This window comes from Xenorhabdus budapestensis (genome assembly GCF_002632465.1).
Lineage (GTDB): Bacteria > Pseudomonadota > Gammaproteobacteria > Enterobacterales > Enterobacteriaceae > Xenorhabdus > Xenorhabdus budapestensis.
On the sequence record NZ_NIBS01000016.1, the window covers coordinates 76,853 to 97,246 of the forward strand.

19 protein-coding genes are annotated in these 20,394 nt (G+C 39.3%); 13 read left to right on the forward strand and 6 right to left on the reverse strand.

Annotated features, from left to right (window positions below):
* The first annotated feature begins 563 nt into the window (after window positions 1-563).
* From Xbud_RS13790 to Xbud_RS13800, 3 genes are all read left to right on the forward strand, one after another.
* On the forward strand, window positions 564-1,256 hold the full coding sequence (locus tag Xbud_RS13790; RefSeq protein ID WP_099136598.1) for a class I SAM-dependent methyltransferase: 693 nt from the start codon (window positions 564-566) through the stop codon (window positions 1,254-1,256).
* An 11-nt stretch (window positions 1,257-1,267) separates the two neighbouring features.
* Complete coding sequence (locus Xbud_RS13795; protein WP_099136599.1) at window positions 1,268-1,693, forward strand: N-acetyltransferase; 426 nt, start codon at window positions 1,268-1,270, stop codon at window positions 1,691-1,693.
* A gap of 107 nt (window positions 1,694-1,800) precedes the next feature.
* Complete coding sequence (locus Xbud_RS13800; protein ID WP_099136600.1) at window positions 1,801-2,418, forward strand: pyridoxamine 5'-phosphate oxidase family protein; 618 nt, start codon at window positions 1,801-1,803, stop codon at window positions 2,416-2,418.
* A 110-nt stretch (window positions 2,419-2,528) separates the two neighbouring features.
* Here Xbud_RS13800 and Xbud_RS13805 read toward each other — a convergent pair whose 3' ends face one another.
* On the reverse strand, window positions 2,529-3,125 hold the full coding sequence (locus tag Xbud_RS13805) for an NADPH-dependent FMN reductase (RefSeq protein ID WP_099136601.1): 597 nt from the start codon (window positions 3,123-3,125) through the stop codon (window positions 2,529-2,531).
* 312 nt (window positions 3,126-3,437) lie between these two features.
* Here Xbud_RS13805 and Xbud_RS13810 point away from each other — a divergent pair, with 312 nt between their 5' ends.
* A complete protein-coding gene (locus Xbud_RS13810; protein ID WP_099136602.1) occupies window positions 3,438-3,929 on the forward strand; it encodes a MarR family winged helix-turn-helix transcriptional regulator in 492 nt (163 codons plus the stop codon).
* Between the two features lie 151 nt (window positions 3,930-4,080).
* Here the strand turns inward: Xbud_RS13810 and Xbud_RS13815 are convergent, their stop codons facing one another.
* Window positions 4,081-6,159, reverse strand: a complete 2,079-nt coding sequence (locus Xbud_RS13815) for a TonB-dependent receptor domain-containing protein (RefSeq protein WP_099136603.1) — start codon at window positions 6,157-6,159, stop codon at window positions 4,081-4,083.
* A 125-nt stretch (window positions 6,160-6,284) separates the two neighbouring features.
* On the reverse strand, window positions 6,285-6,710 hold the full coding sequence (locus tag Xbud_RS13820) for a DUF2946 domain-containing protein (RefSeq protein ID WP_244589962.1): 426 nt from the start codon (window positions 6,708-6,710) through the stop codon (window positions 6,285-6,287).
* A gap of 325 nt (window positions 6,711-7,035) precedes the next feature.
* On the opposite strand from Xbud_RS13820, the gene aptA reads away from it, so the two are divergent.
* The 7 genes from aptA (at window position 7,036) to Xbud_RS13850 (ending at window position 13,948) form a co-directional block, all read left to right on the forward strand.
* Entirely contained in the window at window positions 7,036-8,397 is a 1,362-nt protein-coding gene (gene aptA, locus Xbud_RS13825; protein ID WP_099136604.1) for an omega-aminotransferase AptA, read from the forward strand.
* Window positions 8,398-8,411: 14 nt separating this feature from the next.
* Window positions 8,412-9,908: a CoA-acylating methylmalonate-semialdehyde dehydrogenase gene (locus tag Xbud_RS13830; protein WP_099136605.1), complete on the forward strand. Its 1,497-nt coding sequence runs from the start codon at window positions 8,412-8,414 to the stop codon at window positions 9,906-9,908.
* 200 nt (window positions 9,909-10,108) lie between these two features.
* Window positions 10,109-10,312 carry a hypothetical protein gene (locus Xbud_RS13835; RefSeq protein WP_099136606.1) on the forward strand — a complete coding sequence of 68 codons (204 nt, stop codon included), beginning with the start codon at window positions 10,109-10,111 and terminating at the stop codon, window positions 10,310-10,312.
* A gap of 259 nt (window positions 10,313-10,571) precedes the next feature.
* On the forward strand, window positions 10,572-11,510 hold the full coding sequence (locus tag Xbud_RS20615; protein ID WP_244589963.1) for an excinuclease ABC subunit UvrA: 939 nt from the start codon (window positions 10,572-10,574) through the stop codon (window positions 11,508-11,510).
* Window positions 11,511-11,527: 17 nt separating this feature from the next.
* The gene (locus tag Xbud_RS20620) at window positions 11,528-12,838 is read left to right on the forward strand and encodes an ATP-binding cassette domain-containing protein (RefSeq protein ID WP_244589964.1); all 1,311 of its coding nucleotides are present in this window, start codon (window positions 11,528-11,530) and stop codon (window positions 12,836-12,838) included.
* Window positions 12,839-12,896: 58 nt separating this feature from the next.
* Entirely contained in the window at window positions 12,897-13,382 is a 486-nt protein-coding gene (locus Xbud_RS13845) for an SDR family oxidoreductase (protein ID WP_099136607.1), read from the forward strand.
* 107 nt (window positions 13,383-13,489) lie between these two features.
* Window positions 13,490-13,948, forward strand: a complete 459-nt coding sequence (locus Xbud_RS13850; RefSeq protein WP_099136608.1) for a MarR family winged helix-turn-helix transcriptional regulator — start codon at window positions 13,490-13,492, stop codon at window positions 13,946-13,948.
* 2 nt (window positions 13,949-13,950) lie between these two features.
* Here Xbud_RS13850 and Xbud_RS13855 read toward each other — a convergent pair whose 3' ends face one another.
* Both Xbud_RS13855 and Xbud_RS13860 read right to left on the reverse strand, forming a co-directional pair.
* A complete protein-coding gene (locus Xbud_RS13855; protein WP_099136609.1) occupies window positions 13,951-15,453 on the reverse strand; it encodes an amidohydrolase family protein in 1,503 nt (500 codons plus the stop codon).
* Between the two features lie 230 nt (window positions 15,454-15,683).
* Window positions 15,684-16,181, reverse strand: a complete 498-nt coding sequence (locus tag Xbud_RS13860) for a GNAT family N-acetyltransferase (RefSeq protein ID WP_099136610.1) — start codon at window positions 16,179-16,181, stop codon at window positions 15,684-15,686.
* Between the two features lie 175 nt (window positions 16,182-16,356).
* On the opposite strand from Xbud_RS13860, the gene Xbud_RS13865 reads away from it, so the two are divergent.
* Together Xbud_RS13865 and Xbud_RS13870 are read left to right on the forward strand one after the other, a co-directional pair.
* Window positions 16,357-17,460 carry an alkene reductase gene (locus Xbud_RS13865; RefSeq protein ID WP_099136611.1) on the forward strand — a complete coding sequence of 368 codons (1,104 nt, stop codon included), beginning with the start codon at window positions 16,357-16,359 and terminating at the stop codon, window positions 17,458-17,460.
* A gap of 261 nt (window positions 17,461-17,721) precedes the next feature.
* The gene (locus Xbud_RS13870; RefSeq protein WP_099136612.1) at window positions 17,722-18,927 is read left to right on the forward strand and encodes a DmpA family aminopeptidase; all 1,206 of its coding nucleotides are present in this window, start codon (window positions 17,722-17,724) and stop codon (window positions 18,925-18,927) included.
* A 214-nt stretch (window positions 18,928-19,141) separates the two neighbouring features.
* Here Xbud_RS13870 and Xbud_RS13875 read toward each other — a convergent pair whose 3' ends face one another.
* Window positions 19,142-20,083, reverse strand: a complete 942-nt coding sequence (locus Xbud_RS13875; protein ID WP_099136613.1) for an acyl-CoA thioester hydrolase/BAAT C-terminal domain-containing protein — start codon at window positions 20,081-20,083, stop codon at window positions 19,142-19,144.
* Window positions 20,084-20,394: the final 311 nt, after the last annotated feature.

Sequence of the window (20,394 nt, forward strand, 5' to 3'; positions counted from 1 at the left end):
CAGCATTAAGTTATTCCCAAAACAGATGGATGTTGCAGAATAATCTTTAAATAATTAATTAAGATATCGAAAAAAATCTCTATAACTCGCCAGCAAGTTTCTATGAAATGATAACTAAACATCAAATGCAAGAATTTATTTAACCCACTGATAACATTTGATTTACAATAATTTAATTTTATTTTTATTTTAAATTCAATTAGATAAATTTAAATTTTCTTTTTTTTACACTGATATACAGTTATTTGTTGTTAGTCACAAAATAAAAAAAATACTTCTTGGTGCTTTAATTAAGCAATATATTATTTATTAAATGGATATTTATCAGGGCAATAAAATAAGCATGATTAATATAAAAGCATAGGAGATAAGACAAAGCTTTTATAAACCATTATTCATGTAATAATTTATGCTACATATAAAATTTATAAAATTAATTTATTCTTTAAATGGGATTTAAACCATGAATTCTCAATAAAATAATCATTAAATAAATTATAATATTAAATTAACCTGACTATTAATTTTTTCACGGTTTTATAAAAACAATAAGAGGTGAATATATGAGTAAATGGGAAGAGAAAGAACTATCTGAGTTTTTTTCACAATACAATGATATTCTTGAAATAAAATATGGTTTCACAACTATTTGTGATTTTATTAAACAACATAATTCCATAAAAAAAGTTCTTGATCTTGGTTGTGGTTCAGGAGCATTAACTCCTTTTCTTGCGCCGATTGTTCCTCAAATGATCGGCGCAGATATTTCAAAATATGCAATTGAATTGGCAAGAGAAATTCATAAAGATAGTGGGGTTATATTCACTTATCCAACCGAGCTTCATCACTATACGAATGACATCCCTTTTGATACAGTAATCAGCGCTTTTGTGCTCTGTACATTAAAAACAGAAGATTCAGTCAGAGCTATTTTTCGCCAGGTAAATAGCCATCTAATTAAACATGGTTATTACATGACTCTTGATTTTAATTTGGATGCCATCGGCATAGATTTTGGCCCATTCAAAACAGGAGAAGCAGGAAAGACTTACCGTGACGGAGATACACTGTTAACGACTTTGTGGACTAAAACGGGTAAGCCGTTCTCTTTTCATGATACGTACTGGTCATTGGAAAAGCGAATAGCCTGTGCAGAAGAGGCGGGATTTTCTCTTTACCAGAAATTAATTCCTCATGTTCCAAATTTTAAGCCTCCATTTATAATATCTGTCTTCAAAAAAGAGGAAGAATTATAAAGCCCACAGAAATGATCAGGAAATTCACAGAAGCAGATATGGACGACGTTCTGACAATTTGGCTGGAGGCATCTATTAAAGCACACCATTTTGTCGCTGCTGATTTTTGGGAATCTCAGGTCGAAAATATGAGAAATCTCTATATTCCGGCTTCTGAAGTATATGTTTATGTCCAAAACGGAAAAATCATCGGTTTTTACGCACTACATGATGACGCATTGGCAGCAATTTTTGTGTTACCGGATTGCCAGGGGCAGGGAGTTGGTAGCGAATTGATAACCGATGCCAAAAATCGTAGAACAGAGCTTACCTTGGCAGTCTATCAAGAAAATGAAAGAAGCTATAATTTCTACTTATCACAAGGATTTTATGTTGCTAAAGAAGAGGAAGACGAAGCAACAGGGCATCTGGAGTATGTTATGCGTTTTCATCACTGACTAAGTAGTGTCAATTTTTTACTGTATAAAACAGCGCCGTTCTATGACTAACTCAATATCATCATAGAACATGTCAGACTACGAATTGATTATGAAGGAGAAATTTCATAATGGATAACGTTGTTACTGATATCACCACACTTGAGCAAATTTACGGAAAACCCACGGCACTTTCTGTAATTAAGGAAACGGATCATATTCATCCGATTTATCGTCCTTTTATCGAATCAGCACCATTTGCAGCATTAGCAACAACGGGTAAAGAAGGGATGGATGTTTCTCCACGTGGAGACCAACCTGGCTTTATTCATATCGAAGATGAAAAAACGTTGATTTTGCCAGACAGAAAAGGGAATAACCGAATCGATAGTCTGCGTAATATTCTGCACGATAACCGTATTGCTCTGTTACTGCTTATTCCTGGTATTGGTGAGACATTACGCATCAACGGTCGGGCAGAAATATTAATTACTCCGGAAATACTAGAGCGTTTTGCGTACCGTAACGTTTTGCCAAACTCTGTATTACGGATCACAGTAGATGCTGTTTTCTTCCAATGTAGTCGTGCCATTATACGCTCCGGTTTATGGGATGCTTCAACCCAGATTGAACGCAGTGCTTTACCCAGTCCAGGGCGTATTCTCAAAGAACTCAGTAAAAATGAGTTTGATGATGTTGGGTACGATGCAGAATTACCTCAACGGCTTAAGGACAACCTGTATTAATTCATATAAAAGATCGGTAATCCGATCTTTTATACTCGACTCATATCATTGAGCCGAGCTTAGGTTTTTAATGCTTTGATTTTTAGTAAAAATAGTTATTCTGGTCTATTTTACATACCATAGTGATACTTTTTATTTTCTTCTCCAATAACTTCACGTACATGTTTCAGAGCTTCGGCATAAGATTTTAGTAGTTTCAGTGTATAGTGAACTCGCCCTTCAAATACAGCATCATTACAAATCAAATCTGGTGAGATTAAGCTTTCACTCTGGCGGAAAATTAGGTGATCAGGCAGGAAGCAAACATGGTTATTTTTAAAACCAGTCATACGTAATTCCGAAAGAGGATAAACACCATTTGGGCCAGCAGAAACGCTAGTCAATAATGCTGGTTTATGCCCCAGTTCCGTCACAGAGCAATATAACAATAGATTTTTTAATGCTGGTGGCACCATTCCATGCCATTCAGGAGACACAAAAATAAAGGCGTCACTTTCTCTTAAATGGTGAGCAATTGCCTGCCACGGATGTGACTCTGCTGATATATCTGTGGTATAGCCGTCATGAAGAGGAAGTTCTACATTGCACAATTCGAGGAAGTTAGTATCAGTAAATCCATATTCATTACTGAGTTTTTGCAAATAGCGGGCTACACGTTGACTGCTGGAATTTTGACGTTGGCTGCCAGATATCAAAGTCAATTTCATACTGTAATACTCCTGGGTTATATGGGGTGATGAGACTGTTTGCATTCGATTTCGAGGAATAGAAAACCAAACAGCAATCATAATGATGCAGGCTCTGATAAATTGAAACAGGAAAAAACCACTGTCGTTCCAAATCCAATTTATCTGCCAAAATTAGCTGAAATGGCTATAACGCAATTCCGATAATACCCAGAATAGCTGATGTAAAATTCATTATGAAATGTATCTTTATGTAAAGACAAATTAAAATAATAGCCTATATAAATTTTATCAAGTATCTTTTTTCAAAAATAAATGAATAGGGAAAAAGACATGAAGTACGATCACATTGACCGTTTACTCATACAATGGGAGCAGCAACGTCCAGACCTTGATCCTTCACCAATGGGTGTGATTGGGCGTTTATACCGTGCAAATAAAATTATCGAACAGCGATTACAGCCTATCTTCAAGGCATACGACTTGAGCGCTATTGAGTTTGATATCCTTGCGACACTACGCCGTTATGACACACCAATTACACCAACTGAGATGTATCAATCCGTTATGTTGACTTCGGGAGCAATGAGTACCCGCATTGAGCATATGGTACAACGAGGGCTGATTGAGCGTGTTGCAAATGCTAAAGATCGACGCAGTTGCAAAGTTTCTTTGACTGCGGAGGGAAGAAAGCTCATAGATAAAGTAGTTGAAAGTCATCTGGAAAATGAGAGAGAAATTCTTGGGGCGCTATCCAGTGAACAGCAAGAACAACTTGCTATGTTATTGCGTCATTGGCTGTTGACGAATGAATCCGACATTTAGGATTCCTCTGATAATTACCGCTCCATAAAAGTATCTTTTTAAGAAGATATTTCTTAATGCTATGTAAAAATAACTTTAATAAAAAGTTCGTTAAGAAATGGTGAAGACTTTGCCCCGATATGATTCAGGGCAAAGTCTGGGAGGCTAATGTTTAGAATTTCACGTTAAATCTGGCCCAATAAGTACGACCAGGTTCATTTACTGACGTATTGGCCGAATAACCAAAGCCACTATTTCCTGCCAGATTGAGGTGTTCGCTGTAAGTTCTGTTAAAGATATTGTCAACACCGGCACTAATCTGAATACTTTTAGTCACCTTATAAGCAGCATTCGCAGAGAAGACGGTAAAACCAGCACTACGGTTAAAATCTTTCCCGACAACGTTACCTTCATTGATTGCAACCCGGTTCTGACTGCTGACTAAACGCAGCAAGCCGCTGCTTGTCCAATCACCATATTCCCAGGTCAAACCTAAGCGCGCCTCCAATGGTGGCGTTTGGGGTAATGGGCGATGGTTGGAGGTGTTTTGTGCCCAGGAATAAGCCAGACTTGCATCTGTTTTCCAGTTATCATTCAGATGGTAAGCAACCCCCATTTCTCCACCCCAAATAGTGGCATCCACGTTACTTGCTTTGCTGACTTTATTGTCAGCATAGTGAAATAGAATAAAGTCATCAATCTTACCAACATAAGCTGAAATCCAGCCTTTCAGGTTGTGATCGTTATAATGTGCACCAATATCTAACTGCGTTGTTTTTTCTGTTTGCAGTTTCTTGAAAGCATTACCTTTAGAACGGAATAGTTCCCAATAATCAGGGAAACGTTCGGTATAGCCTACGCCGGTATAAAACATAACCGGGAGCTCTTTCAGGTTATGTTCAAATCGGACAAAACCTGCTGGTAAAGTATCTGTTCGTGCTTCCTGAGTGTCTTGAGTGTATTTATTGACTAAAACACGATCCAAACGCGCACCACCGATGACTTTACTTTGTTCAGTTGCATCCCAGGTTAGCTCGCCGAAAACACCATAATCACGGAATCGTGCATCTTTTTGGGATTGGTTGCGGTGGGTATTGGTCTGCATATCCACACCACTCTGTAATCTGAAATCTTCCCAGAGCCATGTTCCCATCATACGGCCACCAAAAGTACGGCGATCCAGTTGGTGGGCCATCTTCATATTCATACCATGACCACCGCTGTGTCCTCCATGTGCCATAGGGTGAGTACCATGTTTCATATGACTATCACCGTGCCCCATATGGCCACCATGTCCCATGTCCATTTCTGGAAGAGAAGGGCGGGATAAGTTATCCATCACATGGCGGGTAGAGTTGTAATAAAAGTTGGTTTCAAACTTATCAAACACATCGCCGATATTCGACTTTTCAAAACGTACTCCCAAACTTTCACGTTTGAATTTAGAGCCATCCATCCCACGTCCGGCATAACGTGCTTTTCCATCACCTTGCCCTGCGCTTAATTCCAGCAATGTATCTTCATCAGGCGTCCATCCCAACGCGACATCGGTATTCCATTTATTCCAGTGGGAAGGAACACGGTATCCGTCACCATCTTTATAATCATTAGAGCGAGATTTATTGCCAATAAAACGCATATAACCATGCTGATTACCGAAGCTCAGATCTGCGTTACCATCCCAACGTCCGTTAGAACCAACAACTGTGCTGGCATTGCCTGTAGCACCAGGTTCTTCAAATTGCGGGCGGGAGCGTTCGAAGCGGATAGTTCCCGCTGAATTTCCCGGTCCCCAAAGAACAGTTTGTGGTCCCTTGACCAGACTCAGTACATCATAACTCTCCGGTGAAATGTAAGAACTTGGAGCATCCATTCTTGATGGACAAGAGCCCAGAATTTCACCATCGTCAATCAACATCCGCAAGCGAGAACCAAACATACCGCGAAATACAGGGTCACCATTAGTTCCACCGTTACGGATCTGGGAAAATCCGGGGATAGTTTTCAGGTAATCCGAACCATCGCTGGCAGGCACAGGCTGACGAGGTGTTTTAAGTGAAGAGAAAACACTAAGTGGTGAAACAGCCGGAGCGGTTACGGTTATTACTGATTCACTCTCATGGATGGTGTGTGAGTCTTTCGTCTCTTCAATCTGATCTTTCGTGACAGCTAAGCTGCTGGCCGGCATAAAGAATGCAATCGCTAAAGCTGTGGCCAGAGGAGAGACGCGAAATAATTGTGTACTAGACATGAAAAATATCCCTTAATTAATGAGTAACAAATCCTGTTTTTGAATTTGTTTAAAGCAATACCGACCTGCCTTATGAAAAATGACGTAAGGCAAGGAAAATAAATGATTTATTTCAAGTAATCGGATTAATTAAGGGGTGGGGCACGTGGTTGTGACTCGCCGTAGAACAACCGGATCGTCGGGCCAGAAAAACATGGTGCTGGTGGTGCACGGGAAATCGTCAATGTCAGCAGGAGAAAAGAAACGAATGTTCCCGACAACAACGGCAGATTAATCAGTAACTGGCAATAACCACAGGCAATATCGTCCATCAATCCCATATGGACATGATCGACGCCATGATGATTCATGGTATCTGATAAAAAAGATGCCTGATGATGATTACTGTTTTGCATATCAGGCATCGACATACCATGACATGCTTCACTTTTTATACCACGGCTGTGCTCCAGTGTTTTTGATACCACCGGAGCGATGAACAACATCATAATCGCCAATAAGGCAACTAACGCTGGTGTTCTGCGTTGTGATAGATGAAAAAGTGATAACAAACTAATAATCCAGATCAATGCTGACGATTGGGTGTCAATCTTACTGCATTTTTATTGGCTTTGTTAAAATATTTTGGGGACTTTTGATTAGTACATCAGTATTAGCATATTTAGAGTTTATAATTGCATTAAATATCTGCAATAATTTCAAATTAAAATCAGTTAATTGTCTACAATTCGTTGGATACTTTGCTGGAATTAGTTTCATTTGTATGAGTAAATTCATAACTAATGATTCGATAAATGAGATTTAACTTTAATATCATTTTATTGCAAACTTGTTGTTACAACTTTTTGTTACAATCCTAATATGAGGAGTTACAAAATGTCAGATAGCAATACCATTCAAACTCATTCCTGTCATGCTGATTCTTTCCAAGACCTGAACCTGAAAGCACATTGGATGCCGTTTAGTGCTAATCGTCAATTTCAACAAGATCCACGGCTGATTGTCTCTGCGGATGGGCATTGGCTAATGGATGATAAAGGTCGTCGCATTTATGACAGCTTATCGGGGTTATGGACTTGTGGAGCGGGTCACTCACGTTCGGAAATCCGTCAGGCTGCTTCAGAACAACTCGGCACGTTAGATTATTCTCCAGGTTTCCAATATGCTCACCCTCTGTCATTCAGATTGGCAGATAAAATCGCCCAACGGATGCCCGGTAATTTAAACCATGTCTTTTTTACCAATTCAGGTTCAGAGACTGCTGATACAGCATTAAAAATAGCGTGTGCCTATTGGCGCATAAAAGGACAAGCGACAAAAACCAAATTGATTGGCAGAATGCGTAGCTATCATGGTGTTAATGTCGGTGGGACAAGTCTTGGTGGTATTGGTGGGAATCGCAAGATGTTTGGCCAAATGATGGATGTTGATCATCTGCCCCACACTTTGCAGAGTGATATGGCATTCACCAAAGGGATTCCATCAACAGGTGGCCCTGAATTGGCCGATGAGTTATTGAAGCTCATAGAACTACATGATGCCAGTAATATCGCTGCCGTTATCGTTGAACCTGTTGCCGGCTCTGCTGGCGCGATTATCCCGCCACAAGGTTATTTACAGCGTTTGCGGGAAATATGTACCCAACACAATATTTTGTTAATCTTTGATGAAGTTATTACTGGTTTTGGCCGTATGGGATGTTGGACAGCCGCAGATTATTTCGGTGTTACTCCGGATATTCTCAATTTCGCCAAACAGGTTACTAACGGGGCTATCCCTCTTGGCGGAGTCACTGTTTCCAGTGACATCTATGATGTTTTCATGTCACAACCACTCCCTGAACACATGATCGAATTCAACCACGGCTATACTTATTCAGCTCATCCCGTTGCCTGTGCTGCTGGTTTGGCCACTTTAGAAATATTGGAAAAAGAAAACCTGATCCAACAAGCTGCTGAATTAGTCCCTCATTTTGAACAAACACTACACGGACTCGAACATTGTCCAAATGTTGTTGATATTCGTAACTGTGGCTTGATTGGAGCAATTCAAATCGCGCCACGTGACGATGATGGAAATGTTCGTCCTTTTGAAGCGGGTATTGCGCTATGGAACGCGGGTTTTTATGTCCGGTTTAGTGGCGATACTCTGCAATTTGGTCCGATGTTTAATGCTAAACCCGATGATCTTGACCGTTTATTCAATGCAGTGGGTGATGTTTTACATCGGATTAAGTAAAGGAAGTCGGAAGTATGAAAACAATTACGCATCTCATTAATGGTGAAATGACCACTGCTGGTGGCAGAACTTCAGCGGTATTTAATCCTGCAACGGGTGCTGTGATACGGCAAGTTGAAATGGCAAATACGGCCACTGTACAAAACGCAATTGCTGCCGCGAAAGCGGCACTCCCTGAGTGGCGTAATACGCCACCCGCTAAACGTACCCAGATTTTGTTTCGTTTTAAGCAGTTGCTTGAACAACATGAAGATCAGATCATCACACTAATTAGTGAAGAGCACGGCAAAACCCTTGAAGATTCTGCGGGAGAATTGAAAAGAGGTATTGAGAATGTCAATTTTGCTATTGGGGCACCGGAATTATTAAAAGGCGAATTCAGCCGTAATGTCGGGCCGGAAATTGACTCATGGAGTGATTTCCATGCTGTCGGTGTCGTGGCTGGCATTACTCCCTTTAATTTTCCGGCAATGGTTCCGTTATGGATGTACCCTCTGGCTATTGCGTGTGGTAATACTTTCATTCTTAAACCTTCTGAGCGTGTACCTGGCTCAGCATTATTCATTGCAAAATTACTCCATCAGGCAGGGTTGCCAAATGGTGTGCTGAATGTGGTCAATGGTGATAAAGAAGCTGTTGATTGTCTGATTGAATCACCAGATGTTAAGGCAATGAGTTTTGTCGGTTCAACAGTTGTTGCTGAATATATTTATAGTGAAGGCGCACGTCGTGGAAAACGGGTGCAAGCACTGGGTGGGGCAAAAAACCATGCTGTTATTATGCCTGATGCAGATTTAAATAATGCAGCTACTGCCTTGATGGGCGCCGCTTATGGTTCTTGCGGTGAACGTTGTATGGCTATTTCTGTTGTGGTTTGTGTTGGCGATCAAGTTGCTGATACCTTGATAGAAAAACTCATACCTCAAGTTGAAGCGTTAAAAATCGGGGCAGGTGCAGCAGGCGGGCTGGATATGGGGCCGTTGATTACCAAAGCACACCTTGAGAAAGTTTCAGCTTATGTCACAGAGGGTGTTAAAGCTGGTGCCAGGTTAATTGTCGATGGGAGAGATTTCTCTGTTATCGGCCACGAAAACGGCTTCTTTATCGGTGGTTGTCTGTTTGACCATGTGACACCAGAGATGCGAATTTATCAGGAAGAGATCTTCGGGCCGGTTTTGTGTATTGTCAGAGTGTCCAGTTTGGAAGAAGCGGTTGCACTCATTAATGCCCATGAATATGGTAATGGCACTTGTGTCTTCACAAATGACGGCGAAGTTGCCCGGTTATTTGCAAATGAAATTGAAGTAGGCATGGTAGGTATTAACGTTCCATTACCAGTTCCGGTTGCTTACCATAGTTTCGGTGGCTGGAAACGGTCATTATTTGGTGATTTATATGCTTATGGCCCGGATGGTGTACGTTTTTACACTCGCCGGAAAACTATCACACAACGTTGGATTAAGCAGGAACGTCATGAAGTGGCTCAGTTCTCTTTCCCAAGTAATCATTAAACAATAACCGATCTGAGCGGTATCTTACCGCTCAAATTCCGTCCATATTTTCCCCTGAAAAGAGTTTGTGAGTGAACATTCGATTTGTGAATCCCTGCACAAAGCCTGATGAAAATCGCAAACTTAAAATAAATTTTAACTATTATTATCTGTCGTGTGTATTCTCCATCTTAAACCTAAAAAAATTAACTGAGGCGAAAATGAAATTACGTAATAAGATCGAAGCCCTGATTGAGCTGAATGAAGATTCCAAAATAGCAGCAGATAAGATATGTAAGCTTTTTGAAAAAGAAATGACTGGAAGTATGAGCGGGAATGGTTGGTTAGATGAAGACGAGTTATTAGAAATATTAGAGGAAATATTCGGAGATGAAGATGATGAGGACGAAGGTTTATTCTCATAAACCGAAAAAGTTTTCTTCTTCTCTCTCCTGACATGACATGAAGTCCACCCCCTGCTTTAAAAATCGTAGAAATATAGTTTCCATTGGGAAACTATAATCATTAATTTGTTTTTATATCCCCCGTAAATTTTCTAACAAACACAAAATATGATTCCTATTTGGAAATCATTTGTTGCGGTGCTATAGTCAGCCACCTGACAGAATAAATGAGTGTTTTTTCCCCGGTGTTGGTATGAATTACGCGTAAAAGGTGAATTAAATGAGAAATCATGAACAAAACACAATTGAAATTCGTGGTGCGAGACAAAATAACCTTAAAGGAATTGATCTGTACATTCCTAAAAACGTTATCACTGTATTCACGGGTGTTTCAGGTTCAGGTAAAAGCTCCCTTGTGTTTGGTACAATTGCCGCGGAATCTCAAAGACAGCTCAATGATACTTTCCCGCCTTATATCCGGCATCGGTTGCCATACTATGGTCAGCCGGATGTGGATGAGATAAATAACCTCACTACTGCAATTATTATTAACCAAAAACGTATTGGTGAAAATGTACGTTCTACGGTTGGTACGGCATCAGATATTTATACTTTGCTGCGACTTTTGTTTTCCAGGGTCGGTAAACCCTTTGTCGGTTATTCCAATATCTTCTCGTTCAATCATCCATCAGGTATGTGTCCAAACTGTGAAGGATTGGGCATTGCCAGCAACATAGATATTGAAAGACTGGTGAATGAAAACAAATCATTGAATGAAGGGGCAATTCAATATTCCACATTTGCGCCGGGTACTTGGCGGTGGCGCCGATATGTTCATTCTGGTTTGTTTGATAATGACAAGAAAATTGCTGATTACACTACAGAAGAACACCGACTTTTACTTTATGCGGATAACGTCGTACCGACAACGCCTTCCCCTGATTGGCCTAAATCTGCCCGATTTGAAGGCGTTATTACCCGATTTACGCGCAGTTATCTGGTTAAGGATAGCAAAGAGCATAAAAGCGAAGAATTTCAGGATATTGTTTCAATGAAACTGTGTTCTGTCTGCCACGGGCAGCGACTCAATAAGCGTATCCGTTCATGTTTAATTCAGGGTAAGAGTATCGGTGATTGTGTAGATATACCAATTGTAGAGCTGAGGCAATTTATAGCGACGTTGAATGATCCTTCAGTAAATACACTGCTCAATGCTTAAAAGCACGTTTAGCGTCAATGTGCTCTGTTGGCCTTGGCTATTTAAATCTTAATCGCTCAACAACAACATTATCAGGAGGAGAATCTCAGCGTTTAAAGATGGTGCGTCATTTAGGCAGTAGTCTCATCGGAATGACTTATATCATTGACGAACCCAGTACTGGTTTGCATCCGGCTGATATTACAAAACTTAATACACTGATTCGGCAACTACGTGATAAAGGTAATACTATTTTAATGGTCGAACATGATCCTGATGTCATTAAAATTGCAGATCATGTGATTGATTTAGGTCCCGGCGCAGGAGACAACGGTGGAGCCGTGACTTATCAAGGCGATCTTAATGGATTACGTATCTCCGGGACATTAACCGGAAAATATTTGTCCCAAATAACCCATCTCAACCGAACCCCGAAAGAACCTGTTAGCTATCTCCCCATCAGAAATGCAACATTGCATAATCTAAAAGAAATTTCTATTGATATGCCGATGAGTGTAATGCTTGCTATCAGTGGTGTGGCTGGTTCAGGTAAAAGTTCCCTGATTATGGGGGAGGTTGTTCCTAAATGTATAAATGCTGTTGTTATCGACCAAAAACCTCTCCATACCTCTAAGCGTTCTCATATTGCATCATGGAGCGGGGTTTTTGATCATATTCGGGAACGCTTTGCATTGGCTAATAATGTGACCAAATCATGGTTTTCACCCAATGCCAGAGGGGCATGTCTGGAGTGTAACGGATTAGGCGTAATTGAAACTGATTTGGCTTTTATGGATTCTGTTACCTTGCCTTGTGAGGCTTGTCAGGGGCAGAAATACAATAAAAAATCCTTAAATTATAGGTATAAAGGTAAAACGATTGTTGATCTGATGAATATGAGTATTGCTCAGGCCACAAGTTTTTTTGAGGGAGATAGTCAAATCCACCCAACATTACTACATATTAAAGATGTTGGATTAGATTATATGCGGCTTGGGGAGTCTCTTGATCATTTATCCGGTGGAGAATGCCAAAGATTGAAACTTGCATCTTACCTTAATAATAAAGGTGATATTTATGTTTTTGATGAACCGACAACCGGGCTTCATCCTTCAGATGTGGCAGTCCTTATTAAGTTATTTCGCCGTCTTGTAGAGCAGGGAAACTCTGTCGTGATCATTGAACACAACATAGACATTATTGCGGAAGCAGATTGGATAATTGATTTAGGTGAAGGTGCGGGAACCGATGGTGGACGAGTGATGTTCAGCGGCACACCACAGGAAATGTTTGAACAGGGTAATTCATTGACAGCCGAATATTTACGCCAGCATTGCCATAAAAAATAGTTTTATCTTAAATATTGCCTTTAATCGCTGTATTTGCATCAGACTATCCTAAACAACCATTACAGAGGATTGTTTTCCGGATCACCCTGATTCTCTCTCTATTGGTTATACCCAAAGTAAATGGGTAGCTGAACAATATATACAACAAGCCAGAACTCAAGGTGTCGATATCAATGTTTATCGAATAGGGCGAATATCCGGTGACAGTGTCACTGGCGCATGTCAGGAAGATGACTTTCTGTGGCGTCAGATTAAAAGTTTTATCCAAATGGGAATTGCTCTATACCCAGAATTATTAAATACAGATCTATTGCCTGTTGATTTTGTCAGCCAACTCATTGTTACATTGTCAGTTTCCAATAACATACCCAGTCATCATAATTTCCATTTATTTCACCTTAAAGGTACTGACTTTACCCCTGTGTATCTGGCACTTGAATACAAAGGGTATAACATCAAAACTGTTTCTCAGTCAGTTTGGTTGGAAAAACTCGAAAAAATGGTCATCAATGGCGATGATGTGGCATTAGGTTCATTAATATAAGTGACTGTGAAGTAATTTTCTTCCTTGATTTTTACTGTTCTTTAGCCGTATATATGCCTGGTGGATTTCAAGTTGTATCCAAAGTTCAGGTTATATAAGAAGGTCATATGAAAACGGATAATCAGAATACTTATGATGTGGCAATGACACCTTTTGAAGATGCATTAAGCAGATTCCAGTGTGTTCTTGTCGCAAGAAGAACCATTACAAATCCGGAAGGTGTCTCCTGGGCACAATACGATACCTTATATTTACTTCGACAGCATCAACTCATAAAACCCAGTGTTATTGGTGAAAAGCTTGGTTTTACCCGTTCAAAAACATCTAAGATCCTGCGCTCACTAAAAGATAAGGAACTGATTGAACAAGAAGCAGGGGAAAGCGATAAGCGTGAATTGGTGACTAAATTAAGCCAGAAGGGATTAATGTTTTTACAGCGGGTAGAATCCAGCAACCACAATATGGCTGATATTGTGGTTGCTAATATGTCTCAAGGCGAAATTGCTATATTTACAGAGCTGTGTAATCGTGCAGCAGATCTTTTATGTGCGCAAACACTGACTTGAAATTAATCCAGCTCAGCTAACTTCGCAATCTCTGATTCGAAAACTAAAAACCTGGCTCGCAGATCCTTCAACTCTGTCGATTTTTCTTCTGGGGTTAGAAAAGAGTATTGAATGCTATTAAACACAGTTTTCTTGATATCTGCATATGATGGTTTGTAGTTTATGGCAAAGGTTACAAATTCCTGAGTTAAGTCACTACGAAGAACCCCAGGGTCATCAGTTGATATCACGAAAGGAACACCATGACGTTGATAAAGTTTTATCGGGTGGTTGTTTCCTTTTACTCCTAGAATAAAACCATTACTTGTCAGGTTTATTTCAATAGGTATTTTCTTTTCTCTCAGTATGCTGAGTAATTCCAATGCATTCTCCTCCCTGGCGATAGCAACACCATGACCGATCCTATCAGCTTCTGCAATATCTACAGCATATTGAATATGATTTGCCAACTCCTCTGGTGGAACCATTCCGTTAACCAGCTCACCCGCATGCAGAGATAAATAAACATCAGGGAAAAGGGTTTTTAAATACCGAAACATCAACATGTGCAACTTATAGTCACGCATTGAGATATAACCATTTTCCGCTCCAACGATATTCACACCGACAATCTTTTTGCTGGCATGTGCTGCCGAAAATGCTGAATATAAACTTGAGAATACAATAGCTCGTGGCTCATCACGATAAGCATAGGCTTGAATTCGAACACGAAATTTATCATCGTCCATCCCAGAAATCGCAGCTTCTCCTGTTTGGATGTAGTTAGATATACTTTTCGTAAAATTTGGATCCTTAGCCATAAACTCCGCATAGGGAGCCAGCGCTGCGAAAACGACGCTTTCATCGGCATTCGGATCTAACGTATCAAGCACTTTTGCAAGATCTGGATATTCAACAGAAGGCGCCTCTTGTAAGATAACTTCCAAATACTGAACGTTTTCATATTTGGCCCGATTTTTTAATTTAGTAAATCCAGCCATTAAATCTTGATCTGCTAATGAGCTGAAATAACTAAAGGCGTCAAAAAAGTGCTGATCCGGAGCCTTCTGTACATCATAGTGGTTATAGAAATCTTTGGTTGACCATACCTCCAATAATTTTCGGTAGAAGGTATTATTTGCGATGACCTCATCCTTATCGAGACAAAATTGCTGACTTCCCTCCGGGAGTTGATTTTTCTGACGTGTTTCTACCTGATAAATCTCTATTTTAAATTTCGGCTCAGATCTATCATAAATGCAATATCCTTTATCACCTAACCAGTCAAGATAGCTTTCTACAAACATTGCACCAGAGTAATGAAGATGAATATCTGCACCCTTAGGCATCATTCTCATTGCCATGGTTAGCTCTGCAATATTCGGATTATTAGTTTCAATCAGATTACTGAAGAAACGCGCAGTGGCTGCTTCATTTTTCTTATCTAAAACTGTGTTTACTTCATCAGCATTAACCAAACAAGAAAATAACATCAATAAAATGGCTACAATAGGTAAAGCATTCATGAACTTTTTCCTGGTTTCGATGTTTGTTGAGTGAATTACAGGTGTACCAAGAGAGAAGTAGTACTACCTTTTAATCTCTTAGGGTCTAATTCCCCACTGCAAGCGGCCGGGGTTCTTCATTAAGGAGAATATATCAGTATCAACGCCACCCATGATGTCTTTGTCGGAAATTTACTCAACAATAAAATTTATAATTCTTAATTAAGAATTAAGTTACTAAAAATAGATACCTACATTATCAGGTACATCAACACCATATTAACGTATGTTGAATCATTTTTTAATGACACAGGCTCAGTGCCATATATTTCGAAACCAAATTTTTTATATAAATTTATAGCTGATACATTTTCTTCAACAACAGCTAATGATATTTGTTTAACATTTCCCTCCAGAATAGCCATCAATTTTCCAATAAGTTTTTCTCCTATTTTCAAACCTCGACAGTCAGGTTTGACATAAAACCCCCAAATAGTCCCTTTATGTGAATTTTTATACCCAACACCTCGTTGAAACCTGATCATTCCAACTAATTTATTATTTAAATAGGCTCCTAACACCAGAGAATCAGTTAATATGGTTACAAATTCCTGTTCACTTTTGGTATGTTCTTCTTCATATGTTAAACCAAAAGCATCAGGATCAGAACGTAGAGCTTCGAATCTAAGCTGTTGATATGCTGCAACATCGTTTTTTGATAATACTCTGATAAGCGGTGAAAATCCCATACTGTTTCCTGGTTATGTTCTAACTAAGAGATGTTATAAACAAATTTTGTTAAAATGGCATTAATATTTATGATCATGTGATTTATATATTGATGTTCTCGCAAAAGCCAAGGGAAAAATTCTGAATTAAAATAGTAATAGTAGACGACTGGTCTATTATAAAAAAGGAAATCTTATGTCTGACAATAGCATTCGCACCGATCTTTTCTCACCAACTAAACTAGGCGAAATTGAACTTACTAACCGTATAGTTATGGCACCTTTAACACGCAGCCGTGTGAATCAGGAAGGTGTACCGAAGGAACTCAACGTAACATATTATGTTCAGCGTGCCAGTGCAGGTCTGATTATTTCAGAAGCAACCAATATTTCAGCACAGGGACGCGGCTATGCGATGACTCCCGGTATCTGGACAGAAGAGCAGGTAGCTGCGTGGAAAAAAGTCACCGATGCTGTTCACATTGCTGGTGGCAAAATGGTGATGCAATTGTGGCATGTCGGGCGTTGTTCTCATGTCGATTTACAACCTAACGGAGAACCGCCGGTAGCACCGTCTGCTATTAAAGCCGATGGTAATGTTTACACAGAGAACGGAATGCAGGAAGTTTCCATGCCACGTGCACTGGAGACCAATGAGATCCCCGGCATTATCGAGCAATACAGACATGCTGCTGAATACGCCAAGCGTGCAGGATTCGACGGTGTAGAAATCCATTCAGCCAACAATTATCTACTGGAACAATTCATACGTGATTCAACTAACCATCGTACCGATCAGTACGGCGGCTCTATTGAAAACCGAGTTCGCTTGGTTCTGGAAGTTGTTGAAGCTGTCACCGGAGTTTGGGGCAGTGGTCGGGTTGGTATCCGGCTGTCCCCAGTGACAACTGAAGTAGGAAACACACCGCTTGATAGTGATGTAATGGCAACTTATGGCTATCTGATTCGACAACTTAACCAGTTCAAACTGGCTTATCTACACTTTGTTGAAGGGACTACAAAAAAAGACCGTGTTATTCCTAAAGGCATTGATTTAGATAAATTAAGGTCATGGTTTGAAGGTGCTTACATCGGCAATAACGACTACGATCTGGAAATGGCTATTTCCCGCCGGTCGGAAGGAAAAGTTGACGCGGTTGCATTTGGTCGTCCGTTTATTTCCAACCCTGATTTGGTCGAACGTTTGCGTTATGACATTGAACTGACCAGTGTCAATCATGACTCCTATTATGGTAGTGGGGCAAAAGGTTATACCGACTGGCCGAAAGCGAATTACTAATCTGATGCTGACAGGCGGCTTAATTGAGATGTTTCAGTGTGGCCGCCATATTTTCTCTTCTCCTTCTTTATCATTCTTTTTGTAACTTAATTCGATAAATATCAAAAATAATTAACTTTGTGACTTTTTATAAAACAATTCATTTACGTGAAACTATTTACCGTTGCAGGCAAATTATTTAGTTTACTCATGGTGAAAATAAACCTAAAAAACAAAGGTCATTATTATTTTAATAAACCGTTATTATAACAAGGAGTATTTATGAACAGCATGAAAATATTGAATATATTAATTTTATCTATCTCAACAATGATAGCATCAAACTCTCTAGCCAATGAGGTTAGAGCCAGAAATTTCGGCATTCCTTTCTCTGGAAAAACCGGAAAATATAATGCAATTACCGATGTGAATGGTGTAAAAGTTGGCTATTCAACTATCATTGAAGGTGATGGAAAACTAGAAGTTGGCAAAGGCCCGGTAAGAACAGGTGTGACAGCGATATTACCCAGAGGAAAAAATTTTAGCCCGGTATTTTCCGGCATATTCTCTTTAAATGGAAACGGAGAGATGACAGGCAGTCAATGGATTGAGGAAAGTGGTTTTCTGGAAACCCCGATATTAATAACCAATACTCATAGTGTCGGTGTTGTCAGAGACTCAACAATTAGCTGGATGATTGATAACAATCTAATATCACCACTAAAAGATGATTTATTTTGGTTACTACCCGTGGTTACAGAAACATGGGATGGAATATTAAATGATATAAACGGTATGCATGTAAAAAAAGAACATGTATATCATGCATTGAATAGTGCTAAATCAGGCATTATAAAAGAAGGAAATATCGGTGGCGGAACTGGAATGAACCTCTTTAATTTTAAGGGCGGAACAGGTACTTCATCAAGGGTTTTAGATAAAACAGACGGGGGATTTACTGTCGGGGTGCTTGTTCAGGGTAATTTTGGATTTAGAGATGATCTTATTATCTCAGGGGTTCCGATTGGTAAAGAAATCCAAGATATTACTCCGATATATTATGGGGATAAGAAAAAAATAAAAGATGCTGGATCTATAATAGCTGTGGTAGCTACAGATGCACCATTAGCACCTCACCAATTAGAAAAAATAGCTAAAAGAGTATCCCTTGGACTTGCAAAAGTAGGTGGTGTAGCCCGTAATACCAGTGGTGAAATATTTATTGCATTTTCTACTGCAAATAATGGTGCATTTTCCAGAGAGGATATAAAAACAGTAGAAATATTACCAAATGACAAGCTGGACCCGTTATATGAAGCAACCATAAATGCAACGGAAGAGGCCATAATTAATGCGATGTTCGCAGCCAAAACAATGGTTGGTAGAAATGGTAATACTTCATATGCTATTCCTAAAGACAGAGTTAAAGAAATATTAAAAAAATATAACCTAACCTGTAAGTTGATTGTAGTCGGGCCTCGCTCATAACTTCTCGGTTCTGTTGCTGAAAGATAATTATAGCTCCCGTCCTTACAGGCTATTTCTTGATTGTTTTCTCGGTAAAATCACTAAATATAAACATTCTAAAATAGATGAGTAATAATAATGAAAAAACATCTTGGGAAAAGAATAGGGTAGCAATGCGAAAAGTGTTGCTACCACATTTCGGTTTATGATGACGAATTTTTATGGAAAACGACGCTTAATTACTGTTTGAAACAGCGCTCTTGCTTTGTAACTGATACCAGCTTTTAATGTCTTTAATAATTGTTGCAGCATGATAATTTCCATCACTATCCTTGAAAAAGTGGTCTAAGCCATCATAGGTCTTAAAAGAAACCTTTGGATTATCAATAGCTGCCATCACCTTTAGTATCCCAGCCGCATCAGTATTATTATCACTCATACACTGGATAACAAATAGTGGGGTTTTACTGGATTGGATCAAGCTCTGATTATCAATGGATAACGACTCATACCACCAGTTTGCGCCATGTCCACTGACTACCATGCCAGCAGGCAAGTTATTTTTCTTTGCTGTTTCCGCAAAATTTTTAAAACTGTTAACTGCTTCATCGGACATTTCTGCCGGAGTTTCATGCCTGATGCTATGGATAACATCATCAATAAAGAAACGTCCACCACCATTAATCGAAATCGCAGCAGTAATAAAATCTGCATTAGACGCTATCATATTGCTAACAAGAGCGCCTTCATTTCCTCCAATAAGGACAATATGATGATATTTGTTTTTTAATTGATTTAATACGGCAAGATAATCTTTAACGCGTTTTGATGGTGAATCATTCTGAATATATACTTGTGGACATGCCGAATCATCAACTTCAACCCCATCTTTGCCAATACGGCTATCAAGCCCTGCTTTTTCTACTAAGAGAATATCATTCTCAGGGAAAGTAGCGCCAAAATTTTCTATCATTTTCCGGTTATTGATAACACTGTTACAATCAGAGCCCTGAATCAGGACAAGAAGATCGTCAGAATGTGTGCTATTTCTTTTTATCAAATAATAAGTAATTTCTTTGCCATCATTTCCCCGTAAACTATATCTAATCTCTTCAGCCATAGATTGCATAGACATTGAGGTTAAAACAAATACGATGTAAATAAGTATTTTTTTCATAATATCCTGACCATTCTAATTAAGATAAAGTTATGTGAGATAGCCACAATACACAAATTAACGGATAAGGTAGCAATCTTATGACAGCATTTCAAAGTAATTCAGTTCACTCTGTATTTGAACATTATGCATTGAAATGTCGTTCACTTATAAATTGAGGAAAAAGAGATAAAGGCTTAATTTTTATTTGTGATAATAAATAAGGAGATAATTTAACCCGAATTCTGGATAAAGAATTGACGAGGGGCCTGTTCCAGGAGCAGTGTTTTGGTGCGCGCCGAAACAGCTCCGGGGAGGAACAGGCCATGGAT